We start from the raw sequence: 9,647 nt of genomic DNA, 5'->3' as shown, positions 1-9,647 counted from the left end.
CCGAGACCGTGCCGGAAGCGGTGACCGCGACCGAAGCCGTCAACGAGGAAGCCGCAGCCGCCGCCGAAACCGCCCCGGCGACCGAAGCGCCCGCGGCGACGGCCGAGACCGCGCCCGCCGCTTCGACCGACGCCACCGCCGGTGCGACCGCGACCGCCGAGACCCCGGCTGCGTCGACCGACCTCTCGACCCTCTTCACCGCCGAGGGTTTCGACTATGACCGGGCGCTCGCCGCGATCGAGGCCTCGGACATGAGCGCCCTGCGCAAGGCCACCGCCCGCACCGCGCTGCAAGGCGCGCGCGACAACCCGGCCCTGCTGCCTGCGGCGCTGGACCAGGTGCGCGGCCTCCTCAACCTCTGAGGTATCGGACAGACAGCAAACGGGCAGCGAGATCCCTCGCCGCCCGTTTTTTGTTGCCCATCTCAGCGGACGCCCGGTCCCCGTAGGATGGGCAATATTGCCCATCCTACCAGAGCCGCCTCAGATCCCGTCGCCGACGAAGGCCTTTTCCACCACGTATTCCCGCGGCTCGCTGTTCGCGCCCTCGCGCAGGCCGAAGCCCTCCAGCACCGCCTTGACGTCATGGTTGAAGGCCAGCGAGCCACAGACCATGGCCCGGTCATGCTCGCGGTCCATCGGCGCGATGCCGAGATCGGCGAAGACCTTGCCCGAGGTCAGGTTGTCGGTGATCCGCCCCTGATGATGGAAATCCTCACGCGTCGTCGTCGGGTAATAGAACAGCTTGCCCTCGACCATCTCGCCGATCAGCGGGTCTTCCCTCAGGCTCTCGATCAGTTCCCGGCCATAGGCCAGCTCGTCGACCGTGCGGCAGGTGTGCATCATCACCACCTGCTCGTATTTCTCATAGGTCTCAGGGTCGCGCATCAGAGACGCGAAGGGCGCGATCCCGGTCCCCGTCGCCAGGAACCAGACCCGTTTGCCCGGCAGCAGCGCGTCATGCACCAGCGTGCCCACGGGTTTGGGGCGCAGGATGATCTGATCGCCCGGCTCGATATGTTGCAGGCGCGAGGTCAGCGGGCCGTCCGGCACCTTGATCGAATAGAATTCCAGCTCTTCGTCCCAGTTCGGCGAGGCGATGGAATAGGCTCTGAGCAAGGGCTTGCCGCGGTCGTCCAGCAGCCCGATCATCACGAACTCGCCCGAGCGGAAGCGCAGGCTCTGCGGCCGCGTGCAGCGGAAGGAAAACAGCCGGTCGGTCCAGTGCCGGACGGAGGTCACCGTCTGCGCGTCGGGCAGGGTCTTGACCGGGGGCACCGGCGTGGCAGGGGCGGCATCGGACATGAAACAGCCTTTCGATCTGACGTGACCCCGGACATAGGGCGGAATGGCGGGGAGGGGAACCCCGGCAGGCCGTCCTGCCGCTGCGTCCCGGGGACGCATCTCAGCCGGAACGCGCGCCCTCGGGCCGGTCACCGCCGCGCCGGGCCGGGCTCCAGCTGGCCTCGAAGCGCCAATGCTCGGCCGGTTGCAGGCGGGCCTGATCGCGGTCGAGCTCGATCTCGTCAAAGCCCGCGCGCCGGGTCAGGGTATAGAGCCCGGCCAGCACCGCGCCATGCGCCCGGAGCCGCCCGGCATAGCCCTCGGCCCGGATCGCCCGCGCCAGATCCAGCGCCGCGACATCGGCGAAATGGCGCAACTCGATCCGCACCAGCCCCAGTTCGGGCAGCAGCGCACAGAGCCGCGCCCAATCCCGCGCGCCGATCTCGGGCGTCCACAGATCCACCCCCGCCCCGCCCGGATGATCCGACAGCGCCCATAGCGGGACATAGCCCTGGGTCCAATCCTCGGGCACGAAGCCCCAATCCTTGACCAGCACGCTCATCGCCCTTCTCCACCGGTCCTGACCTCGGACCAGTATCGAACGGGGGCCGGGGCGCGGCCATGACACGGATCAAACGCGCGCCTCAATCGCGGGCAAGGATCCGTTCGGCCCCCAGCCATCCCAGCAAGATCGCGGGCGCGTTGGTATTGCCGCCAATGAGCGTCGGAAAGGCCGAGGCATCGCAGACCCGGAGCCCGTCGATCCCCCGCACCCTCAGATCGGCATCGAGAACCGAGCCCGCCGGATCCGCCCCCATCCGCACCGTGCAGGAGGGGTGGAACACCGTGCCCGAGCGGCTGCGGAAATCGTCGATCAGCTGGGCGTCGGTCTGTACCGCGGGCCCCGGGCGCAATTCCTCGGCAATCAGCGCCTTCATCGGCGCCTGATCGGCGATCTTGCGCAGGAATTTCACCGCGGCCAGCATCTCGGCCACGTCGTGGTCGGTGGAAAAGACATTGGCGTGGATCTTCACCGCCGCGAAAGGATCGGGCGAGGCCAGTTCCAGATGCCCCCGGCTGGTCGGCCGGCAATTCGAGAGCCCGATGGAGAGGCCCGGGAACGGATCGGGGCTGAGGATCGGGCGCTCGCCGTCGCGCGGCATCAGGGTGGAAAACGCCTGGAAATAGAGCTGCATGTTGGGCCGGTCGAGCGACGGATCAGTGCGGAAGAACCCGCCGCCGTGGTTGATCGAGACCGATAAGGGCCCGCCCCCGGTCAGCAGATACCGCATGCCGACCAGCGCCTTGCCCCACCAGGGCCGCAGGAGGTCGTTCATCGTCGGCACGTTCATCCGGTAGGTATAGTTGATGCCCTGATGGTCGTTGAGATGCGCGCCGATATTGGGCTGGTCCAGCACCACGCCGATCCCCTGCTCGGCCAGCATCGCCCCCGGCCCGATCCCCGACAGCATCAGGATTTGCGGTGTGTTGAGCGCGCCGCCCGCCAGGATCACCTCGCCCGCCCGCGCCTGATGCAGGGCGCCCTTCCAGCGGTATTCGACACCGACCGCCCGGCGCCCCTCAAGCAGCAGCCGCGTCACCTGCGCCTTGGTGCGCAGCGCGATGCGGCCGGTTTTCATCGCCGGTCTGAGGAAGGCCCGCGCCGCCGAATTGCGCCGCCCGCCCTTGATGGTCAGCTGGTAGATCCCGGCGCCCTCCTGCACCGCGCCGTTGAAATCGGCGTTGAAAGGCAGGCCCGCGGCGGCGCAGGCCTCCAGATAGGGGCGGACCAAGGGATGCGCGGGCTCGCGCCCCGAGCGGATGTGCAGCGCCCCGCCCTGCCCGCGGAAAGCGTCGGCGCCGTCGGCGTTATCCTCGATGGCGCGATAGGCAGCAGTGGTGTTCTCGCGCCCCCAGAACGAGGTTCCGGTCGCCGCCTGCCAATCGTCGTAATCGCTGGCGTGGCCGCGGATCCAGACCATGGCGTTGATCGAGGACGACCCGCCGACCAGCTTTCCCCGCGGCCAGTAATCGCGCTGCCCGTTGAGGCCCGGGTCGGGTTCGGTCCGGTAGGCCCAGTTGACCGCCGGGTCGTAGAAGAGCTTGCCGTAGCCCAGCGGCATCTCGACATAGAAACGCCGCTCGCTGCCGCCCGCTTCCAGCACCAGCACCCGCTTGCCCGCCGCAGCCAGCCGCGCCGCCAGGACCGAGCCGGAACTGCCCGCGCCGACGATCAGATAGTCGAAATCCCCGTCCATGCCCGCCCCCATCGTACGGCCTCACTCAATCGCTCCCGGCGCCGCTTCGCAAGGGGGCGCCTGCTGGACGGGCGCCGGAGGCGAGGATAGGCTCGCGCCGTTGCCGGAGGCTTTGCATGACCAGACCCGACCTCGACCCGCTCGACCGCAAGATCCTGAAGGAGTTGCAGGAGGATGCGGGCCAATCCCTCGACGACATCGCCCGCAAGGTGGGTTCGTCCAAGACCCCGGTCTGGAACCGGATCCGCAAGATGAAGGATCAGGGCGTGATCGGGCGGCAGACGGTGCTGCTGGATCCCGAGGCTCTGGGGCTGGAGGCCTGTTTCTTCGTGCTGGTGCGGACGGCCGAGCATGACCCCGGCTGGCAGGAGCGGTTCCTCGCCTCCGTCCGGTCGCGGCCTGAATGCCTTGAGGCGCATCGGCTGGCCGGGGATATCGACTATATCCTGAAGGTCCGGGTGGCGAACGCGCGGGCCTATGACGCCTTCTATCAGGCGCTGATCCGGGACGTGAAGATCCACAACGTGACGGCCCTGTTGTCGATGGAGGAGATCAAGTCGACGACGATTCTGGCGGTGTGAGGGGGTGTCCCATGCGTGGGACATTTGTCGGGCCGTTTGGAATCAAGGGGGTGGGTAGGGGCGTTAAGGGTTTGGTAGGGGTGTCCCTTGCGGGTGGTCCGGGAAAGTGGGGTGAAAACCCACTCTACTGGCACGGTTCGTAATGGGTCGGTCGCGGTGCGTGCGAGCACGCACCCTACGGGCGTGGTTCGGGGTGTAGGGTGGGGTTACACCCCACCGCGCGGTGACCTCCGGGCGTAGGGTGCGTGCTGGCACGCACCGCCCGCCGGAACCCGCCCCGCCCGTCACCCAAACGCGTCCGGCTCGCTGGCCTTGCGCTGCGCCACGTAGCTCTCCAGCGCCTCGGCGATGCCCGGGTCCAGCGTCGGGGCCTGGAAGTCACGCAGGAGTTTCTTCACCCGCTGGTTGGCCAGCGTCGCCGAATCCCGTGCGCCTTCCTCTTCCCAGGTCTCGTAGGGTTTGTAATCCAGCACATCCGTCCGCCAGAAGGCCGATTTGAAGTTCGCCTGCGTGTGCTGGCAGCCGAGGTAATGGCCGCCCGGGCCCACCTCGCGGATCGCGTCCATGGCCTGGCCGTTGTCGTCCATCGACACGCCCTTGGCCAGATGGTGCAGCGTGCCGAGCTGGTCGGCGTCGAGCACGAATTTCTCGTAGGAGGACACGAGGCCGCCCTCGAGCCAGCCGCAGGCGTGGAGCATGAAGTTGACCCCGGCGAGCAGCGCCATGTTCAGCGAATTCGCCGTCTCGTAGGCCGCCTGCGCGTCGGGGAGTTTCGAGCCGCAGAAGGCTCCGCCCGAGCGGTAGGGCAGCCCCATGCGGCGCGCCAGCTGCCCGGCGCCATAGGTGATATGCGCGGCTTCCGGCGTGCCGAAGGTCGGCGCGCCCGAGTTCATGTCGATCGAGGTGACGAAGGCCCCGAAGATCACCGGCGCGCCCTTGCGAATGAGCTGGCTGTAGGCGACGCCGGCCAGAACCTCGGCCAGAACCTGGGTAAGGGTGCCGGCGACCGTCACCGGCGCCATGGCGCCGCCGACGATGAAGGGCGAGATGATCGCGGCCTGATTGTGCTTGGCGTAGACCTCGAGCGCGCCCATCATCGTGCTGTCGAAGGTCAGCGGCGAGTTGATGTTGATGAGCGAGGTCATCACCGTGTTCTGGTCGACGAAATCCTCGCCGAACAGGATCTTCGACATGGTGACCGAATCCTCGGCCCGCACGGGTTCGGTGACCGAGCCCATATAGGGCTTGTCCGAGAGGGTCATGTGCGCGAGCAGCATGTCGAGATGGCGCTTGTTCACCGCCACATCCGTGGGTTCGCAAACCGTGCCGCCCGAATGGTGCAGCCATTTCGACATGTAGCCGAGCTTCACGAAATTGCGGAAATCCTCCATCGTGGCATAGCGGCGCCCGCCCTCGTTGTCGCGCACGAAGGGAGGGCCGTAGACCGGCGCCAGCACCAGCCCCTTGCCGCCGATCACCACGTTGCGCTCGGGATTGCGGGCGTGCTGGGTGAAGGTCGAGGGCGCGGTCTTGCACAGTTCCCGGGCAAGGCCGCGCGGGATATGCACGCGCTCGCCCCGGACATCGGCGCCGGCCTCGCGCCAGAGCTGCAGCGCCGCCGGATTCTCGACGAAATTGACGCCGATCTCCTCGAGCACGGTATCGGCGTTCCATTCGATGATCTCGAGCGCTTCCTCGTTGAGGATCTCGAAATTCGGAATGTTGCGGGTGATGAACTTCGCGGTGTCCATCGACACGGCGGTCCGCTCGGCCCGACGCGCGGCACCGCCGCCACCCCGCACCCGACGCTCGGTCCTGACATCGTTCATCGCAATAGCTCCCCGCAGATGGTCTGAGGCGAGGAATAGGCCGTGGGCCTGTCAGCGGCTGGGCCGGAAGCGCCGTCTGGCGGCGAAAGGCGACATTCAGCGGCGCCGGTTGGCGCGCAGGAGCCTCTGCCAGAGGGTGCCGCCGAAAAGCTTGACGCCGAGGATGAAGTACAGCGCGATCAGCGCGAAGAGGACCAGCGCCGGGGTGCCGGACAGGGCAAAGCCGCTCTCGGTCAGGTTGCCGGTGAAGCGGGCGACCAGATAACCCAGAACGATGAAGGCGGTGAAGAAATCGAGAATCGCGGCCAGGATGATGCGCCAGGTGGCGGGCGCGGGGCTGGTTTCCGGGGTGGGATTGTCGCTCATGCGGGTCTCCGTGCTGCCGGGCGAGTATAGCCAAGGCGCGCGGGGGCGGCTAGCCTTGTGGCGGCAGTGGAAAGGACCCTCATGAGCAGAGAAACGGCCATCGCGGCGGCGCAGGATCAGGCCGACAGCGGGGTTTTCGCGGCGGCGCTGGCGGCGCTGGTGGCGATCCCGTCGGAAAGCCAGGTGCCGGGGGCGCAAAGGGCGCTCAACGCCTATCTGGCAGCGCTGAGGGACCGGCTCTCTCTGCTGGGCTTCGACTGCCGGGTGCTGGCCAATCCCCAGCCCGGCGCCCCGCCCCTGCTGCTGGCCCGGCGCATCGAGGATCCCTCGCTGCCGAGCGTGCTGAGCTACGGGCATGGCGATGTGACCCATGGCCAGGCCGCGGACTGGGCCGAGGGGCGCGCGCCCTTCGTGCTCAGGGCCGAAGGCGAGCGGCTTTACGGCCGGGGCGCCGCGGACAACAAGGCGCAGCATCTCATCAACCTGATGGCCCTGGACGCCGTGCTGGCGGTGCGCGGGCGGCTCGGCTTCAACATGGTGCTGCTTCTGGAGATGGCCGAGGAGATCGGCTCGCCGGGCCTCGCCGCGCTGGCCGAGGCCGAGCGCGCGGCGCTGAAGGCCGATGTTTTCATCGCCTCGGACGGGCCAAGGCTGCAGCCCGGGGTGCCGACCATGTTCATGGGCGCGCGCGGGGTGCTGAATTTCGACCTTTCGGTGCGGCTGCGCGACGGGGCGCATCATTCGGGCAATTGGGGCGGGCTTCTGGCCGATCCGGCGATGATCCTGGCGCAGGCGCTGTCGGTCATCACCGATGCAAGGGGGCAGATCCTGGTGCCGGAATGGCGGCCCCGATCGCTGACCGGGAGCGTGCGGGCGGCGCTGGCCGGGCTGCCGGTCGAAGAGCCGGAGGGCCCGGCGCTGGACCTCGACTGGGGCGAGGCCTCGCTCAGCCCGGCCGAGCGGGTCTTCGGCTGGAATTCCTTTGCCGTGCTGGCGATGAAAGCGGGCGTGCCCGAGGCGCCGCAGAACGCGATTTCCGGCGAGGCGAGGGCCGCTTGCCAGCTGCGTTTCGTGGTGGGGACCGAACCCGAGGCGGTGCTGCCCGCGCTGCGCCGTCACCTCGACGTGCGGGGATTCGAGCGGGTGCGGATCGAGGGCGGCGAGGCCTCTTTCGCCGCCACCCGCCTCGACCCCGAGGCGCCCTGGGCGCGGTTCGTGCACGAATCGCTGACCCGCACCGCGGGCCGGGCGCCGCATGTGCTGCCCAATCTCGGCGGCTCGCTGCCCAATGACATTTTCGCCGGGATCCTCGGCCTGCCGACCATCTGGATCCCGCATTCCTACCGCGCCTGCAACCAGCACGCGCCGAACGAACACGTGCTGATGCCGCTCTGCCGCGAGGCGCTGGGGCTGATGGCGGGGCTCTGGTGGGACATCGGCGACGGGGCCGGGGTGCCGGAGGGGCGGTCGGGCACGGTGGGATGAAAGCCCACCCTACCGGCGCCTGGCTCGGTGCGTGCGAGCACACACCCTACGGGAGATTCGCGGGGCGGGAGGCTGGCCCGCCCTGCATAGGGTACGCGCTCGCACCCACCGCCCTGGGCGCCCTGAAAATCCCCCTTCCCGCCTCGGACCGGCGGCTTCCCGCATTGTTCTCTTGCGAAGCCTTCGGCGCGCGCCTAAAGGCTGGCCATGACCCAGCAAAGCCCCCTTTCCGGCCACCAGCGCCTTCTCATCATCGACTTCGGGTCCCAGGTGACGCAGCTGATCGCGCGGCGCCTCAGGGAGCTGAATGTCTATTGCGAAATCCACCCCTACCAGAAGGTGACCGACGCCTTCCTGAAGGACTTCGCCCCGAAGGCGATCATCTTCTCGGGCGGGCCGGACAGCGTGACGCGCGAGGGCTCGCCCCGTCCGCCGAAGGCTGCCTATGACATGGGCGTGCCGATCCTTGGCATCTGCTATGGCCAGCAGGTCATGATGCAGGATCTGGGCGGCCGCGTCGAAGCCGGGCAGAGCCACACCGCCGAATTCGGGCGGGCCTATGTGAAGCCGACCGATCTGAAGACCGACCTCTTCAACGGCTGGTTCATGGATCCCTCGGGCCGCGAGCAGGTCTGGATGAGCCATGGCGACCACGTCGCCGAGCTGGCCCCGGGCTTCGCGGTCTACGGCACCTCGCCCGGCGCGCCCTTCGCCATGACGGCGGACCTGTCGCGCCGCTTCTATGCCGTGCAGTTCCACCCGGAAGTGCACCACACGCCGAACGGCGCCACGCTCTACGAGAATTTCGTGAAGCTGGCCGGGTTCACCGGCGACTGGACGATGGGCGCCTACCGCGAGGAGATGATCGCCAAGATCCGCGCGCAGGTCGGCGACAAGAAGGTGATCTGCGCGCTGTCGGGGGGCGTGGACTCGTCCGTCACCGGCATCCTGCTGCACGAGGCCATCGGCGACCAGCTGACCTGCGTTTTCGTCGATCACGGCCTTCTGCGCCTCAACGAGGCCGAGCAGGTCGTCGCCATGTTCCGCGACAATTACAACCTCAACCTGATCCATGCCGATGAGAGCGATCTGTTCCTCGGCGCGCTGGAAGGCGTCTCCGACCCCGAGGTGAAGCGCAAGACCATCGGCAAGCTGTTCATCGACGTGTTCCAGAAATACGCCGATCAGATCGAGGGCGCCGAGTTCCTGGCGCAAGGCACGCTCTACCCGGATGTCATTGAATCCGTGAGCTTTTCTGGCGGCCCCTCGGTCACGATCAAGTCGCACCACAACGTCGGCGGCCTGCCCGAGAAGATGGGCCTGAAGCTGGTCGAGCCGCTGCGCGAGCTCTTCAAGGACGAGGTCCGCGCGCTGGGTCATGAGCTGGGTCTTCCGGCGTCCTTCATCGGCCGCCACCCCTTCCCCGGCCCGGGTCTGGCGATCCGCTGCCCCGGCGAGATCACCCGCGAGAAGCTGGATATCCTGCGCAAGGCCGATGCGATCTATATCGACCAGATCCGCAAGCACGGCCTTTATGACGAGATCTGGCAGGCCTTCGCCGCCATCCTGCCGATGCGCACGGTGGGCGTGATGGGCGACGGGCGGACCTATGATTACGCGCTGGCGTTGCGGGCCGTGACCTCGGTCGACGGGATGACGGCGGATTACTATCCCTTCACGCATGAGTTCCTGGGCGAGACCTCGACCCGGATCATCAACGAGGTGCAGGGCGTGAACCGTGTGTTCTACGATTGCACCTCGAAGCCGCCGGGGACCATCGAGCTGGAATGAGAAAAAGCCCCGCCGTTGCGCGGGGCTTTTTTTTGGCGGGAGGGTCCTCGTAGG

At 67.9% G+C, this 9,647-nt stretch carries 8 protein-coding genes and 1 pseudogene; 4 read left to right on the top strand and 5 right to left on the bottom strand.

Annotated elements, in window-relative coordinates:
* Positions 1-362, top strand: a pseudogene (locus tag VDQ18_RS11465) (hypothetical protein); the annotation flags it as partial.
* Positions 363-482: 120 nt separating this feature from the next.
* Here the strand turns inward: VDQ18_RS11465 and VDQ18_RS11460 are convergent.
* The 3 genes from VDQ18_RS11460 to VDQ18_RS11450 form a co-directional block, all read right to left on the bottom strand.
* Positions 483-1,304: a ferredoxin--NADP reductase gene (locus VDQ18_RS11460; RefSeq protein WP_323021070.1), complete on the bottom strand. Its 822-nt coding sequence runs from the start codon at positions 1,302-1,304 to the stop codon at positions 483-485.
* Positions 1,305-1,404: 100 nt separating this feature from the next.
* A complete protein-coding gene (locus VDQ18_RS11455) occupies positions 1,405-1,845 on the bottom strand; it encodes a DUF934 domain-containing protein (protein ID WP_323021069.1) in 441 nt (146 codons plus the stop codon).
* 82 nt (positions 1,846-1,927) lie between these two features.
* Entirely contained in the window at positions 1,928-3,541 is a 1,614-nt protein-coding gene (locus tag VDQ18_RS11450; protein ID WP_323021068.1) for a GMC family oxidoreductase, read from the bottom strand.
* Positions 3,542-3,657: 116 nt separating this feature from the next.
* On the opposite strand from VDQ18_RS11450, the gene VDQ18_RS11445 reads away from it, so the two are divergent.
* Entirely contained in the window at positions 3,658-4,122 is a 465-nt protein-coding gene (locus tag VDQ18_RS11445) for an Lrp/AsnC family transcriptional regulator (protein ID WP_107750164.1), read from the top strand.
* A 284-nt stretch (positions 4,123-4,406) separates the two neighbouring features.
* Here the strand turns inward: VDQ18_RS11445 and VDQ18_RS11440 are convergent, their stop codons facing one another.
* The gene (locus VDQ18_RS11440) at positions 4,407-5,951 is read right to left on the bottom strand and encodes a trimethylamine methyltransferase family protein (RefSeq protein WP_323021067.1); all 1,545 of its coding nucleotides are present in this window, start codon (positions 5,949-5,951) and stop codon (positions 4,407-4,409) included.
* Positions 5,952-6,047: 96 nt separating this feature from the next.
* Entirely contained in the window at positions 6,048-6,317 is a 270-nt protein-coding gene (locus VDQ18_RS11435) for a hypothetical protein (protein ID WP_323021066.1), read from the bottom strand.
* Between the two features lie 81 nt (positions 6,318-6,398).
* Here VDQ18_RS11435 and VDQ18_RS11430 point away from each other — a divergent pair, with 81 nt between their 5' ends.
* Together VDQ18_RS11430 and guaA are read left to right on the top strand one after the other, a co-directional pair.
* Positions 6,399-7,802, top strand: coding sequence for a M20 family metallopeptidase (locus VDQ18_RS11430; RefSeq protein ID WP_323021065.1), 1,404 nt, complete (start codon positions 6,399-6,401; stop codon positions 7,800-7,802).
* Between the two features lie 207 nt (positions 7,803-8,009).
* Positions 8,010-9,593, top strand: coding sequence for a glutamine-hydrolyzing GMP synthase (gene guaA / locus VDQ18_RS11425; RefSeq protein ID WP_323021064.1), 1,584 nt, complete (start codon positions 8,010-8,012; stop codon positions 9,591-9,593).
* Positions 9,594-9,647: the final 54 nt, after the last annotated feature.

This window comes from Pararhodobacter sp., from assembly GCF_034676075.1.
Classification (GTDB): Bacteria; Pseudomonadota; Alphaproteobacteria; order Rhodobacterales; family Rhodobacteraceae; genus Pararhodobacter.
The sequence above is the reverse complement of the archived record's forward strand: the minus strand, read 5'-3'. Positions and strand labels throughout refer to the sequence as shown.

Coding starts and splice junctions, on each gene's coding strand:
- VDQ18_RS11435 (WP_323021066.1), bottom strand. CDS start 6,317: ATGAGCGACAATCCCACCCCGGAAACCAGCCCCGCGCCCGCCACCTGG.
- VDQ18_RS11445 (WP_107750164.1), top strand. CDS start 3,658: ATGACCAGACCCGACCTCGACCCGCTCGACCGCAAGATCCTGAAGGAG.
- guaA (WP_323021064.1), top strand. CDS start 8,010: ATGACCCAGCAAAGCCCCCTTTCCGGCCACCAGCGCCTTCTCATCATC.
- VDQ18_RS11430 (WP_323021065.1), top strand. CDS start 6,399: ATGAGCAGAGAAACGGCCATCGCGGCGGCGCAGGATCAGGCCGACAGC.
- VDQ18_RS11460 (WP_323021070.1), bottom strand. CDS start 1,304: ATGTCCGATGCCGCCCCTGCCACGCCGGTGCCCCCGGTCAAGACCCTG.
- VDQ18_RS11450 (WP_323021068.1), bottom strand. CDS start 3,541: ATGGACGGGGATTTCGACTATCTGATCGTCGGCGCGGGCAGTTCCGGC.
- VDQ18_RS11440 (WP_323021067.1), bottom strand. CDS start 5,951: ATGAACGATGTCAGGACCGAGCGTCGGGTGCGGGGTGGCGGCGGTGCC.
- VDQ18_RS11455 (WP_323021069.1), bottom strand. CDS start 1,845: ATGAGCGTGCTGGTCAAGGATTGGGGCTTCGTGCCCGAGGATTGGACC.